This window comes from Pseudomonadota bacterium (assembly GCA_039033415.1).
Classification (GTDB): Bacteria; Pseudomonadota; Gammaproteobacteria; order Xanthomonadales; family SZUA-38; genus JANQOZ01.
The window spans coordinates 1-18,303 of sequence record JBCCCR010000008.1; the positions used below are offsets into that span (position 1 = coordinate 1).

General features: G+C 62.9%; 19 protein-coding genes. 7 read left to right on the top strand and 12 right to left on the bottom strand.

The genetic code is table 11. The features are described from left to right. The 3 genes from AAF358_07975 to AAF358_07985 form a co-directional block, all read right to left on the bottom strand. The coding region (locus tag AAF358_07975) for a COX15/CtaA family protein (protein ID MEM7705471.1) at positions 1 to 279 on the bottom strand (279 nt) is incomplete at its 3' end. Then, positions 276 to 863 carry a hypothetical protein gene (locus tag AAF358_07980; protein MEM7705472.1) on the bottom strand — a complete coding sequence of 196 codons (588 nt, stop codon included), beginning with the start codon at positions 861 to 863 and terminating at the stop codon, positions 276 to 278. The genes AAF358_07975 and AAF358_07980, both read right to left, overlap by 4 nt. Beyond that, positions 860 to 1,561, bottom strand: a complete 702-nt coding sequence (locus AAF358_07985) for an SURF1 family protein (GenBank protein ID MEM7705473.1) — start codon at positions 1,559 to 1,561, stop codon at positions 860 to 862. Before AAF358_07985 ends, AAF358_07980 begins: the two co-directional genes overlap by 4 nt. A gap of 43 nt (positions 1,562 to 1,604) precedes the next feature. Between AAF358_07985 and AAF358_07990 the strand changes: the two genes are divergently transcribed. Further along, complete coding sequence (locus AAF358_07990; protein MEM7705474.1) at positions 1,605 to 1,841, top strand: DUF2909 domain-containing protein; 237 nt, start codon at positions 1,605 to 1,607, stop codon at positions 1,839 to 1,841. A 9-nt stretch (positions 1,842 to 1,850) separates the two neighbouring features. On the opposite strand, the gene AAF358_07995 is transcribed toward AAF358_07990, so the two are convergent. The 6 genes from AAF358_07995 to AAF358_08020 are packed head-to-tail and all read right to left on the bottom strand — an operon-like array spanning position 1,851 to position 6,770. After that, positions 1,851 to 2,723: a cytochrome c oxidase subunit 3 gene (locus AAF358_07995; GenBank protein ID MEM7705475.1), complete on the bottom strand. Its 873-nt coding sequence runs from the start codon at positions 2,721 to 2,723 to the stop codon at positions 1,851 to 1,853. 14 nt (positions 2,724 to 2,737) lie between these two features. Then, positions 2,738 to 3,289 carry a cytochrome c oxidase assembly protein gene (locus AAF358_08000; protein MEM7705476.1) on the bottom strand — a complete coding sequence of 184 codons (552 nt, stop codon included), beginning with the start codon at positions 3,287 to 3,289 and terminating at the stop codon, positions 2,738 to 2,740. Positions 3,290 to 3,294: 5 nt separating this feature from the next. After that, positions 3,295 to 3,420: a hypothetical protein gene (locus AAF358_08005; protein MEM7705477.1), complete on the bottom strand. Its 126-nt coding sequence runs from the start codon at positions 3,418 to 3,420 to the stop codon at positions 3,295 to 3,297. A 5-nt stretch (positions 3,421 to 3,425) separates the two neighbouring features. Continuing rightward, on the bottom strand, positions 3,426 to 5,045 hold the full coding sequence (gene ctaD / locus AAF358_08010) for a cytochrome c oxidase subunit I (GenBank protein ID MEM7705478.1): 1,620 nt from the start codon (positions 5,043 to 5,045) through the stop codon (positions 3,426 to 3,428). Positions 5,046 to 5,079: 34 nt separating this feature from the next. Next, complete coding sequence (gene coxB, locus AAF358_08015; protein ID MEM7705479.1) at positions 5,080 to 6,246, bottom strand: cytochrome c oxidase subunit II; 1,167 nt, start codon at positions 6,244 to 6,246, stop codon at positions 5,080 to 5,082. A gap of 29 nt (positions 6,247 to 6,275) precedes the next feature. Beyond that, positions 6,276 to 6,770: a DUF2244 domain-containing protein gene (locus AAF358_08020; protein ID MEM7705480.1), complete on the bottom strand. Its 495-nt coding sequence runs from the start codon at positions 6,768 to 6,770 to the stop codon at positions 6,276 to 6,278. A gap of 322 nt (positions 6,771 to 7,092) precedes the next feature. Between AAF358_08020 and putA the strand changes: the two genes are divergently transcribed. The 5 genes from putA (at position 7,093) to AAF358_08045 (ending at position 13,967) form a co-directional block, all read left to right on the top strand. Beyond that, positions 7,093 to 10,266, top strand: a complete 3,174-nt coding sequence (gene putA / locus AAF358_08025; protein ID MEM7705481.1) for a bifunctional proline dehydrogenase/L-glutamate gamma-semialdehyde dehydrogenase PutA — start codon at positions 7,093 to 7,095, stop codon at positions 10,264 to 10,266. An 81-nt stretch (positions 10,267 to 10,347) separates the two neighbouring features. Further along, positions 10,348 to 12,006 carry an AAA family ATPase gene (locus AAF358_08030; GenBank protein ID MEM7705482.1) on the top strand — a complete coding sequence of 553 codons (1,659 nt, stop codon included), beginning with the start codon at positions 10,348 to 10,350 and terminating at the stop codon, positions 12,004 to 12,006. A 52-nt stretch (positions 12,007 to 12,058) separates the two neighbouring features. After that, complete coding sequence (locus AAF358_08035) at positions 12,059 to 12,871, top strand: general secretion pathway protein GspB (protein ID MEM7705483.1); 813 nt, start codon at positions 12,059 to 12,061, stop codon at positions 12,869 to 12,871. A gap of 24 nt (positions 12,872 to 12,895) precedes the next feature. Further along, positions 12,896 to 13,585 carry a rhomboid family intramembrane serine protease gene (locus AAF358_08040; GenBank protein MEM7705484.1) on the top strand — a complete coding sequence of 230 codons (690 nt, stop codon included), beginning with the start codon at positions 12,896 to 12,898 and terminating at the stop codon, positions 13,583 to 13,585. 49 nt (positions 13,586 to 13,634) lie between these two features. After that, positions 13,635 to 13,967: a DUF1820 family protein gene (locus tag AAF358_08045; GenBank protein ID MEM7705485.1), complete on the top strand. Its 333-nt coding sequence runs from the start codon at positions 13,635 to 13,637 to the stop codon at positions 13,965 to 13,967. 141 nt (positions 13,968 to 14,108) lie between these two features. On the opposite strand, the gene AAF358_08050 is transcribed toward AAF358_08045, so the two are convergent. Further along, positions 14,109 to 15,272, bottom strand: a complete 1,164-nt coding sequence (locus AAF358_08050) for a S41 family peptidase (protein MEM7705486.1) — start codon at positions 15,270 to 15,272, stop codon at positions 14,109 to 14,111. 258 nt (positions 15,273 to 15,530) lie between these two features. Between AAF358_08050 and pyrF the strand changes: the two genes are divergently transcribed. Then, complete coding sequence (gene pyrF / locus AAF358_08055; GenBank protein MEM7705487.1) at positions 15,531 to 16,259, top strand: orotidine-5'-phosphate decarboxylase; 729 nt, start codon at positions 15,531 to 15,533, stop codon at positions 16,257 to 16,259. A 26-nt stretch (positions 16,260 to 16,285) separates the two neighbouring features. Here pyrF and AAF358_08060 read toward each other — a convergent pair whose 3' ends face one another. Together AAF358_08060 and AAF358_08065 are read right to left on the bottom strand one after the other, a co-directional pair. Further along, entirely contained in the window at positions 16,286 to 17,266 is a 981-nt protein-coding gene (locus AAF358_08060; protein MEM7705488.1) for a calcium/sodium antiporter, read from the bottom strand. 445 nt (positions 17,267 to 17,711) lie between these two features. Continuing rightward, positions 17,712 to 18,242 (bottom strand): DUF4252 domain-containing protein, encoded by a 531-nt coding sequence (locus tag AAF358_08065; protein MEM7705489.1) that lies wholly within the window; start codon positions 18,240 to 18,242, stop codon positions 17,712 to 17,714. Positions 18,243 to 18,303 lie beyond the last annotated feature (61 nt).

Consider the following 18,303-nt stretch of genomic DNA (forward strand, 5'->3'; position numbering starts at 1 on the left):
CAGAAACGCGATTCCATAGACCAACAGCATCAGCGAGCCGGCTACATAGCGGTGCAGCATTTCCTTCCACGCTTTCGGGATACTGACCGGGCGCTCCGGATAGGCCTCATTGGCGATGCTGATTTCTTCGCTGGTGTCGGGCCAGGTGACTTCACCGTAACAACCGGGCCAGTCGGGACAGCCGAGGCCGGCATGAGAGAGACGCACCCAAGCGCCGAGCACAACCACCGTCAGCGCCAGACCCACCGAGCCCCAGGCCAGTAATCGTAGTGTCTTCATGAGCGGAACTTGCTGTGGCGAATAAGGCGGTCCAGATCCTTGCGCAAACCCGTGGCGTCAGGCTCCGGCGGGTAATACATCATCGCATTACCGAGCGGATCAACCAGATACAGACCGTCTGCGCTGAGCTCGCGGGTCCGGAACGCGGTGTGCAGGGTCTGACTGAGCGCCGCATCGACACCGCCGCCGGCCGCCTGTACGTCGGTCACCAAGATCTGCAGCTTGTCCTGGTGGCGGCCGAGGGTCTGTTTGATGCGCGTAAGCACGTCGACCTGTGCCTGGCAGGAGGCGTCACACGTTCCCGCCCGCGGCCAGATCAGGCGCCAGGGAGGCAGCTCGTCCGCGTCGGCCGGTCGCTGGTCGTCTAGCGCGTTGAACACCTCGCCGAGCGGCACCACCGGCATGATGAGCTCGCCGTAGTTTTTGGTTGCGCTCGGCTGCCAGTCGCTGAGCCGACTGTTTAGAAACAGGGCGGCGACAATCGGCGCCAAAAATAGCGCGAAGATCAGACCCAGGACCCAGCGGCCGCGAGCCTGAGGCGGCAGCTCGGCGCTGTCGGGCAAAGGGTTGGAAGATTGCGTCATGGTTGTGGAACCGATTTTTTCATTCTCAACAATAGGATCAGCGACACAACGACAACGGCCCCGGCCAGGCTAAACCATTGGATCGCGTACCCGCGATGTTTTTCCGGCGCCATCACCCGCGGTTCCCACAGCTGCACGTACGGCGCGGGGTTCGCATCGGTGGCTAGTAGAATCTGGGGCGTCAGCTGCTGGTCGAGCGCGTCAGCCAATTTGTCGGGTTCGAGATATACCAAGAGCCATGGTGTCGGCGCGTCATAATCCGGTTGCCCCACCTTGATGCCGGGCTGCGGGTAGCTATACAGATGTCCGGCAACCGTTGTCGATCCTTCGGGAATCGGTGGCAGTTTCGGGAGGTTCCGGCGGGTCCGGTCCATGGGCAGCCAGCCGCGATTCACCAAGATAGTAGAAGCTACCGAGTCGAGCGCGAAGGCGGCGTAGACGTGCACACCCGTCTGCCCGTCAAGGATCTGGTTGTCTAAAAAAAACTGCTCGCCGGTGAACATTCCGGTCAGCGACACTCGACTGAACCGGGGTTGAGGTGCGTAAGGGTCCAGCGGCCGGGGCGGCTGCTCCATCGCTATTTCGAAGCCCTCGAAAAGCGCGCGCTTCTCCTGCTCACGATCAAGCTGCCAAAAACCCAGGCGGGTGAAGAGCCCGATAAACAGCAGGGCAGAAATCACCGGAATAACGCGTTCCATCGTTTATACTCCACTGCCGTTTATTTGAGACAGCGTTATGTGGGTGAAAGTCCTTATCGTGGCTATGTTGGTATTCATCATTGCCAACCTGGCCATGAGCATGGCCTACCTGGTGAAAGATCAGGGGGAAGGCAACCGGGCGCTCAACGCCCTGAAGTGGCGTGTGGGTCTATCGATACTGCTGTTTGGTGGACTGATTGTGGCGGTCAAGCTGGGCTATATTCAGCCCCATGAGAACCCGCTTGGCGTCAGGCCACTGCCCGCCGCTAACTCCGACTAGGCGCCCTGCTTAGAGGATGTAGACGAAAACAAACAGGCCGAGCCAGACCACGTCCACGAAGTGCCAGTACCAGGCGACACCTTCGAATCCGAAGTGGTTGTCCGGCTTAAAGTGACCCCGCATGCAGCGGAACATAATCACCGTCAGCATGATGGCCCCGACAGTCACGTGGAATCCGTGAAAACCCGTCAACATGAAAAACGTTGAGCCGTAGATACCGGAGGTCATCTTCAGATTGAGGTCCGCATAGGCGTGAATGTACTCGGTGGCCTGCAGATAAACGAAGATAAATCCAAGCGCTACGGTCGCGGCTAGCCACCACACCAACGGTTTGCGCTGCTCGTGCTTAAGGGCGTGGTGAGCCATCGTCACAGTAACGCCAGAAGTCAGCAGAATCAGGGTGTTGTAGAGCGGCAGGTCGAAAGCCGGGATAGTGGCGAAAGCCCCACCGAGCTCCGCCGGGCCGTTGGTCGGCCAGGCCGCTTCAAAGTCGGGGAACAAAAACTGCTGTGTCGCCAGGCCCGATCCTTCGCCGCCCAGCCAGGGAACCATAAACTGCCTGGCGTAAAACAATGCGCCAAAGAACGCGGCAAAGAACATCACCTCGCTGATGATGAACCAGATCATGCCCATGCGGAACGAGACGTCGACCTGCTCGTTGTAAAGCTCGCCTTCTTCGCTTTCGCGAATCACGATGCCAAACCAGCCGAACATCATGACGACCACAATCGCCAGCCCGCCGAGCATCGTCGTCAGCCAGAAGCTGCCGGTGCCGTTCATGAAGTTGGCGGCGGACACCACCAGCGTGGTCAGGCCGATTGAGCCAACGATAGGCCAGGTCGTACCGTGCGGGACGTAATAGCCGTTGTTTGCGTGTGCCATGGTTAGATTTCCATTCAGCTGCCGTCGACGGCGGCAGTGGTTTCGTTGTCCATTCCGTAGAAGCGGTACGACAGCGTGACCACTTCGATATCGTCCGGGAGTGCCGGATCAAGCATAAATTTGACCGGCATCTCCTTGGATTCGCCGGCCTTCAGTTCCTGCATCGTGAAGCAGAAACATTCGGTTTTCGCAAAATAGATAGAAGCCTCAGCCGGCGCCACGCTGGGCACGGCTCGCCCGACTACCGGGTGGTCAGCCAGGTTTTCCGCGTCAAAAAGCGCTTCGTGCAGTTCTCCCACGCGTACCTTAACGAATTTGTCCTGCGGGGCAAATTCCCAGGGGAGATGCTGCTCGACACTCGAATCCATGTGCACGGTGACCCAGCGCTCCTCGGCTGGCACAGCCATGCTGGCCGCGTCCGCGTCGGAGACCCGGCCGTTGCCGTCCTCGAGTCGAATGCCCAGCACGTCGCAGAAAACATTGTAGAGGGGCACCATGGCGAAGCCGAAGCCGAACATGCCGACCGCAAGCCCGCCCAGCAGCGCAATGACCTTGCCGTGAGACACGTCCCTCAGCCTCCGGCCGCAACCACGCCGCTGGCGATGAACACCACGTAAATCACCACCGCAACCACACCGAGGGCACCGGCCATCAGGAGGGAGCGGTTGCGCTGCTGCGCTGGCGTACGTTCACTCATCGCCGCTAGTGCGCCACGTCGCCGTGTGCGAGGTCTTCATCGTGCAGCTCCGGCGGCTGCTCGAACGTGTGGTGCGGCGCCGGGGTTGGAACCGTCCACTCAAGACCTTTAGCGCCTTCCCAAACCTTATCCGGCAGCTCCTGGGTGCGCTTGCCGAAGGCGGCCTTGAGCACGATGTACAGGAAGATCAGCTGGGTCAGGCCAAAGGCGAAGCCACCGATCGACGACCACAGGTTGAACTCCGCAAACTCGACCGAGTAATCGGGAATCCGTCTCGGCATCCCCGCCAGCCCCAGAAAATGTTGGGGGAAGAACAGGATGTTGACGGTGATGGTCGACAGCCAGAAGTGCAGCTTGCCGAGCTTTTCCGAATACATATTGCCGGTCCACTTCGGCAGCCAGTAGTAGGCGGCGGCCATGATGGAGTAGACGGCACCGGTTACCAGCACGTAATGGAAGTGGGCGACCACAAAGTAGGTGTCGTGGTATTGGAAATCCGCCGGAACAATGGCCAGCATCAGTCCGGAGAAGCCGCCGATGGTGAAGAGGATCACAAAGCCGATCGCAAACAGCATGGGCGTTTCGAAAGTCATCGAGCCTTTCCACATCGTGGCGACCCAGTTGAACACCTTCACCCCGGTTGGAACGGCGATCACCATGGTGGCGTACATAAAGAAGAGCTCGCCACCCAGCGGCATGCCGACCGTAAACATATGGTGCGCCCAGACGATGAACGACAGGAACGCGATGCTGGCGGTAGCGTAGACCATGCTGACGTAGCCAAACAGCGGCTTACGGCAGAAGGTGGGCAGGATCTCGGACACAATCCCGAACGCCGGCAGGATCATGATGTAGACCTCCGGGTGCCCAAAGAACCAGAAGATGTGCTGGAACATCACCGGGTCACCGCCGCCGGCGGCGTTAAAGAAGCTGGTGCCGAAGTAGCGATCGGTCAGCAGCATGGTGACCGCGCCGGCGAGTACCGGCATCACCATGACCAGCAGGAACGCCGTAATGAGCCAGGTCCAGACGAACAGCGGCATGCGCAGGAGGTTCATGCCCGGCGCCCGCAGGTTGAAAATGGTCACGATGATGTTGATCGCGCCCATGATGGAGGAGAAACCCATCAGGTGAATGGCGAAGATCACAAACGCAAAGCTGTTGCCGCCCTGCAGCGACAGCGGCGGATAGAGCGTCCAGCCGCCGGCCGGTCCGCCGGAATCCATCAGCAGGGTGGAAAGCAGCATCGCGAAAGCGAACGGCAGGATCCAGAAGCTCCAGTTGTTCATCCGCGGCAGCGCCATGTCGGGGGCGCCCACCATCATCGGAATCAGCCAGTTGGCAAGACCGACGAATGCCGGCATCACAGCCCCGAAGATCATCACCAGGGCGTGCATGGTGGTCATCTGGTTAAAAAAGTCGGGTTCGACCACCTGCAGACCGGGCTGGAACAGCTCGGCGCGGATCACCATCGCCATGGCGCCGCCGATGAAAAACATCGCCAGCGAGAACAGCAGATATAGGGTTCCGATGTCCTTGTGATTGGTGGAGAAAACCCAGCGACGCCAGCCGCGTACGGGTTCGTGATGGTGGTCGTCCTGGTGGACCGCTGCAGTACTGCTCATAACGTTAAGTTCCTAAAACGTAATCGGGTCGGCATCAACCGCGCTTGGCGGAGACGACTTCGCGGGGCTGGACCGGCGTCTTGTCGGCATTGCCCCAGGCGCTGCGGGTGTAGGTCATGGCGGCGGCGATGTCGGTTTCGCTCAAGGTGCGACGGAAAGCCTGCATGGCCGTACCCGGGCGGCCGTTCAGCACCACTTTCAGGTGCTCGGCCACCGGCCCGGTGGCCACCGGGCTGCCGGCCAGCGCCGGGAAGGCCGGCGCGAGGCCTTCGCCGTTCAGCTGGTGGCATGCCGCACACTGCTGTTCGTAGACGCCCTGACCGCGCTCGAAGAGTTCGGCATGCGTCCATTCCCGCGCAACCTGCTGGGCCTCAGCCAGCTGCTCACCCTTCTGCTCAGCCACCCAGGCCGCGTAGTCTTCAGGCGAGCGGGCGTCGATCACAATCGGCATGAAGCCGTGATCTTTGCCGCAGAGTTCAGCGCACTGCCCGCGGTACACGCCGGGCTCTTCAATGTAGGTCCAGCCTTCGTTGACCTTGCCGGGGATGGCGTCGCGCTTCCAGCCGAGTTCCGGTACCCACCAGGCGTGCAGCACGTCCTCAGCGGTGATCAGGAAGCGGACCTTGGTATTAGTCGGAAGCACCACCGCGTTATCCACCTCCAGCAAGTAGTTGGGCACTGAGGCCGGGTCGATGCCGGAGCCGAGCTGGCGGGCAGCGTTGCTGGCCGGATCGAGGTTGCTCAGGAAGCTGATGTCGTCCTCGATGTAGTCGTACTTCCACTTCCACTGATAGCCGGTGATTTTGACGGTCATGTCCGTGTCACCAGTCTGTTCCATCTGGATCAAGACCTGGGTGGCGGGGATGGCCATCACCACAAGAATCACGATCGGGATGATGGTCCAGATGATCTCTGCTTTGGTGCTGTGGCTGAATTGTGCCGGCTCGTGGCCTACCGACTTGCGGTGTTTGAACATCGAATAGAACATCGCGCCAAACACCACCACGCCGATGGCCACACAGATCCACAGGATGGTCATGTGCAGGTCGTAGACATTGGAGGAAAAGGGCGTGACGCCTCGCGGCATGTTCAGCCCGTATTCGGCGTTCGCTGTTCCTGCCGCCAGCAGCCCCAAACCGGCCGAGAGACCCGCCTTACGCCATTTGGCGCCGGAGACTTGTACTTGTCCGTGTGCTTGCATGAGTGTTCTCAAGTCCTTCAATACTTTGACTAACAAGACCGCAGCGCACCCAGCGTTGCGGTCAGCTGCCCCTGCAGCTCGTTCCGTTCGTCTTCGGTGAGAAAACTTCCCACCTCGACGCGATTTCCATGGCTCGTTAACCAGAGGCGTCGGGGATGCCCCCGAGCCACCGCTGCGCCACGCTCGACTCGCACCCAGTGCGGGTTGAAGCTGGCGCGAAAGTTCTCCATCTCGCCCATCACCTGCACCTGGCCGGGGTCGAGCTCGATAATCTGCTGACGCTCACCGCTGCGCAGCACCAGCCACCAGCAGTACCCCAGGGCCGCCAGTTCCGCGCCGGCCAGCGGTAGCGGTACCCAGAGGCCCTGCAGCGCAAAGAATCCAGCGGCCGCCAGACACATAACGGATATGGCGGTAAAAACCTTCAGTGCCGCTGTGCGATCCATCGACCGGTTGGGCGATACGTGGATGCGCCAGCTGGGCCCCGCGTCAGATTTCGGGGCGGATTTGGATACCTGAATCACTGCCAGAGAGTACTCCTGACAGCGCATTTTAAGCAGCGCACCAGCCCCGGGCAATACGCAGCCCGCTATTGTCAAGGTAATGTGAGCGTTTGTCGAACAATTATCGAGCAAATCTGTCCAAACCCCCGTGACCGCTGAGATTCTGCGTGAAGGCCGGCAACACCTGCCCCCACCGTGAGGTCCGGGAAATGACGACGGAACAAGTCCGTTGTCGATCGACGGCAGCGCCCTCGAGAACCCACCCAAGCAGCCAAATGCAGGCTAGAATCGCGGCTTTGACCTCCTCAACGGAGGAGGCAGGCAATCGGGACAGTCATACGGCATGAACACAGCACCTTCAGCGACATGGATCAGCAGCAACCCGCAGCAGCTGGAATGGCCCGGACATCAGGCCATCAGCGGGGACTGGCTCGCCGATGAAAACGCCCATATGGCCAAGGTGCTCGAAACGGTAGAACTCGCCCCCGAGCTGCAGGAAAAGATCACCGCGCTGGCCACCTCGCTGGTGGTGAAGGTGAGGGCAGGCCAGGACGACCGCAGCCCGGTGGACGCTTTCATGCAGCAGTACGATCTGTCTTCAACCGAAGGCGTGCTGCTGATGTGCCTGGCCGAAGCGCTCCTGAGGATCCCCGACGCGGACACCGCGGACGCGCTGATCGCCGACAAGCTCGGCGACGCCGACTGGGAAGCACACCTGGGCAAAAGCCAGTCGATGTTTGTCAACGCTTCCACCTGGGGCCTCATGCTGACGGGCAAGATGGTCCGGGTCCCGACGGAGATGGAGCGCAGCTTCCTCGACCCCTTAAGAAAGCTCGTTTCGCGCAGCGGCGAGCCGGTGATTCGTCAGGCGGTGCGCCAAGCCATGCGCATCATGGGGCACCAATACGTAATGGGCCGCACCATCGACGAGGCGATGAAGCGCGCCCGAGAAAAGGACAACCGAGCCTATCGATACTCCTTTGACATGCTCGGCGAGGCCGCGCTGACCGATGCTGACGCGGAGCGGTATTTCGAAGCCTACCAGGAGGCGATCCGGCGGCTCGGCGCACACGGCCAGACGGACACCGACCCGTTCAGCCTGCCCAGCATTTCGGTCAAGCTGTCAGCGCTCCATCCGCGGTATCTGTTCAGCCAGTTCGACCGGGTGCTGGCGGAACTCACGCCACGACTGAAAACGTTGGCCATCATGGCTCGCGAGGCCGGCATCAACCTGACGCTGGACGCCGAGGAGGCCGACCGACTGCAGCTCTCGCTCGCGGTGTTCGAGCAGGTCTACCGCGATCCGGACCTGGCCGGGTGGGAAGGGATGGGCCTGGTGGTGCAGGCCTACCAGAAGCGTTCGCTGGCGGTGCTGGCCTACCTCGCAGACCTGGCCCGGGAGAGCGGCCGGCGCCTGCCGCTGCGTCTGGTCAAAGGCGCCTACTGGGATACCGAAATCAAACGGAGCCAGGAACAGGGGCTGGACGGCTACCCGGTATTTACCCGCAAAATCAACACCGACTGCTCTTATCTGGCGTGCGCACGGGTGCTGCTCGATCAGCGAGAAACGTTCTACCCGCAGTTCGCGACTCACAATGCGCACACGATCGCCGCGATCTATCTGCTGGCCGGCGACGCCGACGGGTATGAGTTTCAGCGTCTCCACGGCATGGGGGAGGAGCTCTACGATGAGGTGATCGGCGAGGGCAACCTTGCGCTGCCCTGCCGGGTTTACGCCCCCGTCGGCAGCCACAAAGACCTGCTGCCCTACCTGGTTCGCCGCCTGCTGGAAAACGGCGCCAACACCTCTTTTGTTAACCGCATCTCCGACCGCGACCTGCCGGTAGCGGAGATCGTCGCGGATCCGGTATCCCAAAACCGATCCATCGACTCTAAGCCTCATCCCCAGATCGGTCTTCCGGAGACGCTTTACGGTGAGGAGCGCAACAACTCGCGGGGCCTCAACCTCAACGACCCGGCGGCGCTGAACTCGCTGAAAGCGCAGCTGGAGTCAGTACCCACAGACGGCTGGCAAGCGGCGCCGCTGATCCCGGGTTCAGCCGACGGCTCGGACGACTTCGACGTCCACAATCCGGCGGACCGAGGCCAGCGGCTCGGCAGCTGGCGAGCCGCGAACGAGGCCGCGACCGGCAAAGCGCTGGAAAACGCTGCCGCGGCGGCACCCCGCTGGGACGCAACGCCGGTCGAGGAGCGCGCGCGCTGTCTGCTAAAAGCTGCGGAGCTCATGGAGGCCCGGGCGCCGGAGCTGATCTATCTGTTGACACGCGAGGCTGGTAAGACCCTCCCGGACGGCTGGGCCGAGCTGCGCGAAGCGGTGGACTTCTGTCGCTACTACGCAGCCAGCGCACTGGATATGAAGGCCCACCGGCTGCCGGGACCGACGGGCGAGTCGAACGAGCTGACCTTCCACGGGCGAGGATCGTTCGCCGCGATCAGCCCCTGGAACTTCCCGCTGGCGATCTTCACCGGCCAGGTGGTCGCCGCCCTGGTGACCGGCAACGCGGTGCTGGCCAAACCCGCCGAACAGACTAACCTTGTCGGCCACCTGGCAGTTCAGCTGATGCACGAGGCGGGAATCCCTAAGGACGTCCTGCAGTTTGTGCCCGGCGAGGGCCGCCGCGTCGGACCGGTTTTGACCGCCGATCCGCGGCTGGCGGGCGTAGCGTTTACCGGCTCGACGGAAACCGCCCAGGCGATCAACCGCGCGCTGGCCGCGCGAGACGGCGCCCTGCCTGCGCTGGTCGCCGAGACGGGTGGCCTCAACGCGATGATCGCGGACAGCTCATCGCTGCCAGAACAGCTGGTCAACGATCTGGTGGGCTCAGCGTTTATGAGCGCCGGCCAGCGCTGTTCCGCCGCTCGGGTGCTTTTTATCCAGCGTGACGTGGCGCCTCGAGTGCTGGAGATGCTCGAAGGCGCGATGGCGGAACTGACGGTCGGCGATCCGGCGCTGCTGTCGACCGACGTCGGGCCGGTCATCGACCGGGCAGCCCAGCAAACGCTCCAGGCCCACATCGATCGGCTGTCGGCCGATGGCGGGCTCATCGCCAGCACCCCGCTGCCGTCCTGGCACGAGCAGGGTACTTTTGTTGCACCCACGGCCTTTAAGATCGACCGGCTCGATCTGCTCAAGCGAGAGGTCTTCGGACCCATCCTGCACGTGATCGAATATCGCGCGCAGGACCTGGACCAGGTGCTCGACCAGATCAACCGGAGCGGCTATGGCCTGACGCTGGGCATCCACAGTCGAATAGAGGATACGATCGAGCACATCCGAGCCCGCGCCCGCGTCGGCAACTGCTACGTCAACCGCAACATGATCGGCGCTGTCGTCGGCGTGCAGCCGTTTGGCGGCGAGGGGCTGTCGGGTACCGGGCCGAAGGCCGGCGGTCCGCATTACCTACACCGGTTCATCACCGAGCGAACCTTCACCGTCAATACGGCCGCCGTGGGCGGCAATGCATCACTGCTGGCCATGCAGCCGGCGGTGGACTGACGGGCGGCCGGGGATCGCGGTGATTACCAGGCGAACCCAACGCGGTGACGTCGCGCCCCCTCTAACAGCCGGAGGGACGTGATGTATCTGCAGTACTTTGGTTTGCACGAGGCCCCGTTCTCCATTACGCCAGACCCGCGCTTTGTGTTTCTGAGTGCTCGGCATGAGGATGCGCTGGCCCATCTAAAATACGGCATCACCGAGGGCGGCGGCGGTGGCTTTGTGCAGCTCACCGGCGAGGTGGGAACCGGCAAGACGACGCTATCCCGATGCCTGCTGGAAACCCTGCCTGACAACATCTCGGTGGCGCTGCTGCTGAATCCGCGGCTGCCGCCGCTGGAGCTGCTGGAGGCGATCTGTGAGGAGCTGAAGGTTTCCACCCGAGCTGCCAAAGGCAGTCAGAAAAGACTGGTCGACCGTCTCAACCGGTATCTGCTCAGGGCCCACGGCGAGGGCCGCAACGTCGTGTTGATCGTCGACGAAGCGCAGAACCTGCTGCCGGAGGCGCTGGAACAGGTCCGCCTGCTCACCAACCTGGAAACGCCAACCAAGAAACTCCTGCAGATTGTGCTGCTGGGACAGCCGGAGCTGCGCGACCTGCTGGCGCGCGCCGACCTGCGGCAGCTCGCGCAGCGCATCACGGCCCGCTATCACCTGACCGCGCTGGACGGCACCGAAACCGCCGACTACCTCGCTCACCGCCTCAAGGTCGCCGGTGCCCTGGAAAACCTCTTTACCCCCGGCGCCTGCCGAGCCGTCCATCGCTACACCGGCGGCGTACCCCGACTGATCAACATTGTGGCGGAGCGCGCGCTGGTGGCGACCTACGCCGCGGGCGAGCGGCGGGTGAGTGCCGCGCTGGTCAAGCTGGCCGCTGAGGAGGTGCTGCCGCCGGCGGTCGGCACCGTCGAGCCTGGACCTCAACGATCAGCACCCCCCCTCGGTGCGGTGCTGCGAGGCCAGCTGGGAGGACTCGCCGCAGGCCTGACGCTGGCGGCCGCAGCGGCCGTTGCCTGGTGGTGGTGGGACAGCAGCAGACAGGCTGCTGCTACCTCACCGCAGAATGCAGCGCTGAGCGGCCTGACAGCGAGCCGTCCGGCGGTCGGGTCTGCACCGGACTCGAGCATCGCGGCTCCGTCGGTTGAGGCGAAGGGCCGCTTGGGGCAAAGCGGCGAAAATTGGATCCAGACCTGGGACCAGGCCTGGCTCCGGCTGAGTGATGGGCTCAGCACAGCTGCGGCGGCTGCGCCGCGCCGTGGGGAGTGCCCTGACGAGCCGGTTCCGCCCCTGCGGTGCCGGCGCGCGCGGGCCGGCACCGATGAGCTTGAGGCTCTGGACCGGCCGGTGATGATCCAGCTGTCGGCCGCGGATAATCGCTACGCGCTCGTGCGGTTCGCCGACTCGGCGGTTGAGGTCATGGGGCCAGAAGAGTCGAACTGGCTCGACACGCGAGAGATCGAAGCGCGCTGGAGCGGTCTGTATATCGATCTCTTTATGATTCCCGGCTACGTCCCCGACGTCCTGCGTGAGGGCGACCGCGGACCCGGCGTGCTGTGGGTCAAGGCGGCGGCCAGTCGTTCCAAGCCGGCCTTTCAGGCAGACGCTAGCGACCCCTACTTCGGTCCCGCGCTGCGAAGCTGGGCCGAGGCGTTCCAGTCAGCTCACGGACTGCCGTCCGACGGACTGATCGGTCTGGCGACGCTTCAACGGATCGCTGACCGCGAAGATCTGATGCCATGATGGGGCCAGCGACGCTGGCGGCTGGCGCAGCCGCTGATCGGGGAGAAGCCTGATGTCCAGCATCCTTGAGGCGCTCAAGAAATCAGAGGCGCAGCGCGCCGCCGGCAACGCATCGCGGGCGCCGCTAGCGACCGAGCCGCAGCACAGGTCATCCCAAAACCGGCGGCTGCTGCTGATGATGCCACTGGCCATCGGACTGGCGGTGACGGTCGCGTGGCGCTATGGGCTGTTGACGTCACCCGATGACGTCGACTCGATCGAGACACCGACCGTGGCCGGCACGGCGCCCGCTGCCGGTGAAGCGGTTCCAGCTGTCGCCCCGGCGCCGGCGCAGCCAGCCCCCGCTCGCGCCATTCAGCCGACCACCGCCGCCGAATCGGCCGGCGCTGCACCAAAGCCGGTCACCGAGGCACAGCCGCTCGGACCGACGACGGAGGCCCCGGCGCCGGCATCATCGCCTGAACTTGGCGACGCCACGGTGCAGACCGAAACCCCGGCTGCGCCGGTTGCTACAGCAGGGTCTTCGCCGCCCTTGGCTGAGCCTACCGACGTACCCATGCCTGCGACGGCAACGGCCGAACCCCCGGCACAACCTGCCGACGACACCGCGGACGCACCACCGCCTAAACCCGGCTCCCGCCTTCCCTCACTGGCCCAGCTCCCGGCTTTGGAACAGGAGATCGGGGCCGTTGAGATGACGATGCTTGTGTATAGCCAGGATCCGGCGCGCCGGTTTGCGCTGGTTAACGGTCAGCGGCTCAAGGAGGGTGAAACCCTGGAAGGCGGGGTGGAGCTGCTGGAGATCCGGCGTGACTCCTGCGTGTTTGCCGCTCGCGGTCAGCGGTTTGTCATCCGCAGCCAGTAGGCGAGCACAACCCATGATGGCGTTTTGAAAAGGACTCGGCGCGACAAGGCCTGGTTTCGTAAGCCTCAAAAGCGGCGCTGGCCGCTCGCGGCGGTGCTGCTGGGCGTGGCGATGGCCGCGACGGGCATCTGGCAACGGGCCTCAGACTGGACTTTTGGCGCCTGGGGGCTGATTCCGGCGGAGTTTGTGGCGGCGTTTCAGGGCAGCGTCGAGTGGTGGCAGCCTCCGCTGATCACGCCGCTGACCTCGCTGTTTATGCACGCCGGCTGGCCGCACTTGATCGGCAACCTGATCTATTGGGCCCTGTTCGCTCCCCGCGTAGAAAGTCGGATCGGCGCGCTGGGCTTTGCGTCGCTGCTGCTGGGCTGCGGCGTGCTGGCAAACCTTTACTCGGTCTGGCTCGAACCCGAGGGCCTGGCGCCGCTGGTCGGGATGAGCGGGATGGTTTCAGCCTGCATGGGTGCATTCCTCGGGCTGTTTCCCCGCTCGAAAGTGGGCGTCATCCTGCCTCTCGGGCTATACCTTCAGTTCCTGCGCATCCCCGCGATCGCGCTGATTGGCTCGTGGTTTGGATTCCAGGTGTTATACACTTTTTTCGGTGACGCGCTTGGCACCGTGGCCTGGTGGACCCATATCGCAGGCTTTGTGAGCGGACTGATCCTTGCGATCCCGCTCAGCTTTCTCACGCCCGCCGTTGCGCAGCGCGAGCGCTGACCTGCATCGGGAAACGCGCCGGCATCGTGCGCAGTAGCAAGGACAGAACATGGCCAAAAACACGCTCTATAAAGTCATCTTTCTCAACCACGGGAAGGTCTACGAACTGTTTGCCCGCAGCGCCAGCGCCAGTGGCCTCTATGGCTTCGTTGAAATCGGCGAGCTGGTGTTCGAGAGCGGGGAGTCCCTGGTGGTCGACCCCACCGAAGAACGAATCCGGGACGAGTTCAGTGACGTCAAGGTGCTGCACCTGCCCATGCACAGCGTCATTCGCCTGGAAGAGGTGGAAAAGCGCGGCACCTGCCAAATTCGCGATCGCGAGAGCGGCGAGAAGATCACACCCTTTCCGCTGTCAGCCCCGACCGGCCGCAGCGAAAGCTAAACCATACCGTGGATACTAGTAGGCTGTTGAAAAAGCCTTCCCTGGCCCATTTTTTTACTATGGCAACAACGCCATTGAAAATGCCGGCACGTCCATGTGCCGGATGCAGCGCGCCGAAAAACTTCGGTTTTTAGCGCGCCGCTAGTTCGACGCAGCTCCGGCCGGTTGCCCGGCGAAGTCCGACTGCCGCAATAGCTTCGTCGCCTCCAGCAGCGCCCGGTCGATGCCGTCGGGCCCCGGCTTGCTCTCCATAGCGATATCAGGCTCGATGCCCGTACCGTGGATCGATACGCCAGATGGCGTGTAATACCGCGCGGTTGTGAGCTTGATGGCGCCGCCGTTGCGCAGCGGTAGCACGGTCTGCACCGATCCTTTGCCAAAACTCTTCTCCCCGAGCAGCGTCGCCCGGCCGTGATCTTTCAGTGCGCCGGCGACAATCTCTGACGCGGACGCGCTGACCTTGTCGAGCAGCAGCACGATCGGCGCACCCTCGAGCGCGTCGTCTGCATCCGACTGGTAGGTCGCCAGGTCAGCGCCGTCTCGGCCGCGGGTGGAAACGATGTCGCCCCGGCTCAGAAACAGGTCGCTGACGCCAACCGCTGCCGACAGCACGCCGCCCGGGTTGCCGCGCAGGTCGAGGATCAATCCCCCGAGCGGTGCGCCATGGCCCGCCTCGAGTTCGGCCAGGGTGTCGGCGACCCGGCCAGCCGTTCCCGTCTGAAAATTCCCGATCTTCAGGTAGGCGAGGCCACCGTCCAGCAGCTCACCGTGCACGGCGATGATTCGAATTACCTCACGGCGCAGAGTCATGCGGCGGTCTGCCTGACCCTCACGCCCAACCGTGATGGTCACCTTGGTATCCGCAGGTCCACGGACCCGCTCGAGCGCGCTGCGGGGCCCGGCTTTGGTAATGGGGATGCCCTCCACTTCGCGAATGGTGTCGCCGCGGACGATGCCCGCTCTCGCGGCGGGTCCTTCCTCGGTGACCGCGACCACCGCCAGCTCACCGTCGCGCCAGTCGACCTCGATGCCGATGCCGCCGTACCGACCCTGACTGTCACTCTCGAGCCGCCGGTATTGGTCAGCGTCCAGGTAAACGGTATGCCGATCCAGTCCGGACAGCATGCCGCGGATGGCGTCTTCCAGCAGGTCAGCATCCGCCGTATCGTCGACGTAATCTCGCTGCACGTGACCCATCACGTCCGTCAGCGTGCGCATCTGCATCAGGGTCAGCGCCATATCATCAGGCGGCGCGGCCACCGCGCGGCTGGTGCACACCGCGGCGACGACAAGCGCCAGAATCATCGTTGTGACGCACCAATCTCGGGTGGCTGGACGCCTCACGATGCTTATAGAGGAGCGGCTCGCGGTCTGTCCGCGAACGTCGTGCTGGCTTCGACTTCGGTGGTTTGGCATTGCGCGGTTCCTCGCGTGTGCTTAGCTGGCAGGGCCACTACCCCTGTCTCTAACGTCGGCCCAGGATCATCGGGGCTTTATCCATAGACCGCGCTAGGGCACAAAAAGATTCATCCAGCGCGGCTGGGCTGTGGCACACTCCGTGCCATGACCGATCCTGACTATCGTTCGAGCAAGCTCATCGACCCGGCGGAGCGCCTGATTTTTGCCCTCGATGTGCCCCATCGCAGCGACGCTTTAGCGCTCGTAGACCAGCTTGGAGACGCGGTACGTTTCTACAAACTTGGGCTTGAGTTTTTTCTGAGCGGCAGCTTCTTTCCGGTACTGGAAGAGCTCTGCAGCCGCGACAAGAAAATTTTTGTCGACCTCAAGCTATTCGATATTCCGGCAACCGTTGCCGGCGCGGTCCGGCAGCTGAACCAATACCCCATCGACCTCACCACCGTGCATGGCAACGACGCCATGCTGCGGGCCGCAGCGGAGGCGGCCGATTCGCTGAAGGTTCTGGGTGTGACCGCCCTGACCAGCCTGGACCGCGGTGATCTCGACGACCTGGGGTTCAGCTGCAGTGTCGAAGACCTGGTGCTGTCCCGGGCTCGCCGCGCGCTGGAGGCCGGCTGCGCCGGCGTGGTGTCCTCGGGGCTTGAGGCCACGCGACTGCGCGAGAACCTCGACCACAAGCTGCTGGTTGTTTGCCCCGGCATTCGGCCGGTGGCCAACACCGACGACCAGCAGCGCACCGTCGACGTGGCGCAGGCGTTGCGCAATGGCGCTGACTACCTGGTCATCGGCAGGCCCATCCGAGCCGCCGACGACCCTCGGGGTGCTGCCAGCGCCATCGTGGAGACAATCCACTCAGTGTTCGATTCACCCTGACACGGTCCGATGCTCGCAAAACGGCTCTACGAGACCGCTTCGACGGCCTTCGCCGTCAACCATCCCAGGTAAGCCAGGTAGCCGGCGAGCAGCGCCGCCCCCTCAAACCGATTGATTCGACCGCCGCCACCGCGGCGATAGCCGAACACCAGCAGCGCAACCGTCATCACCAGCATGGTCGGGAGGTCGCGGTCCAGCACAGCTGGCGAAACCGGCACCGGGGCGATGCTGCCGGCCAGGCCGACCACCACCAGCGAGTTAAACAGATTCGATCCGAGCACGTTGCCCAGCGCAATCTCGTGCTCGTTTTTTCTGACCGCCACCAAAGAAGCCGCCAGTTCAGGCAGAGAGGTGCCAACAGCGACCACCGTCAGGCCGATCACCAGTTCACTGACGCCCAGACCGGTGGCGACACCCACCGCGCCCCAAACCAGGAACCGGGCGCTGACGATCAGCAGCATCAGACCCACCGACAGCTTGAGCAGCGCCTGCCTGAGCGGCAGCAGACGGCTGGTGATCTCCTCCCGCACCTCTAGACCCAACGCGTCCACCGTGCGCAGCTTGCTGCTGGCGTACACCGACCAGCCGAGAAAAGCGCCAAAAACCCCGAGCAGCAGCAGCCCGTCGAGGCGACTAAGCGTACCGCTGTGGAGCATCCAGCCGAGGAGACCCGTGACCAGCAAAAGAAACGGGAGCTCCTGTCGCAGCACCTTTGACTCGACGCTGATCGGTTTGAGCAGCGCCACCAGCCCCAGGATGAGACCGATGTTCGCGACGTTGGACCCCATGGCGTTGCCGAGAGCCAAAGCCGGCGTACCGTCCAGGGCTGACTGAACGGACACCACAATCTCCGGGGCTGAGGTGCCAAAGCCGACGATCAGCATCCCGATCAGCAGCGGCGACATACCGGCGTGGCTGGCGGTGGCCGCAGCGCCTTCGACAAACCAGCTGGCGGACGCCATGAGCACCAGCAGGCCACCTGCGATAGCGAGGAGCTCGAGCGTCATCGAGCCCCCGGCTCAAACGAGCGCACGGACGCAAAGTCGCCGGTAACCAGGCAGACGAAAACGAGGAAGCGACATTCGGCGTAGCTGTCGGTCGAGGAGGTAGAAGAAATGAGTCCCGCATCCCGCGGTGGCGGCATCAGACCGGCAAATTACCACTCTTTGGCGGGACCCAGAGCCAAATGCGGGAAATTTTTGCGGCTGGCCAGGGCTGTTGGTGGCGTTTTTGTCCGCGAATCCGAAAAGGATCACGGAAATATTGGGATTTTCAGCTTACTTAGAGTGTTTTTCTAAGTATTTTCTCAGAAAATGATTGTAAGCCACTCAAAAATATATAAAATACCCGAAAACCAATAAACGAAGGGAATCGGAGGGGATAGCCTTCGGGCCATCCATTACTGCCCCGGCGAAGGCCGGGGTTTTTTGTGTCCGATGTCTACAGGGTCGCTCAGGCGTCCCAGTCCAGGTCCAGATCGACGTTGACCAGGTCCTCGTCATCCAGGAGTGCCGCCACGTCCTCCGGGTCGAGCTGGCCGGCGATGTTAACCAGCACCGCCTCCGCTTCATCGTCCATCGCGATGACGGTAATGCCTTCCAGCATGTCCTCGCTGCCCTTGACCAGGACATGGACCCAGCTGTCGGGCTCGATAACCTTGGCGAAACGCTCCCATCCCTCACCCATAAGGTCGCGAACAACGCGGTTGGCCTGAGCCTGGTAGTCACGCCGCTGGCTCACCTCAAAGACCTTAACCCGGACGCTTTCGACCTTGCTAAGCACCTCGAGATCCTCGTCCCCTTCGGCCGCCGCCTGGGCCCAGCTCAGCAGCCAGCCGCCGATCTGGATATCGACGGTCACATTCGTTTCATCAAAGCCTGCCAGCGTTGCGAAGTCGATTTTTCCGGGATGGCGCGACTGCGCCAGCGCCAGCGTTGAAACAGTCAGCAGGGCGCAAAAAGCGCCGGTAATCATTTTTTTCATGGTGAATCCTCAGCCTGTGTGAAAGGGATACGCTCAGCGTGAGATTCGGTTACAGGGCCCG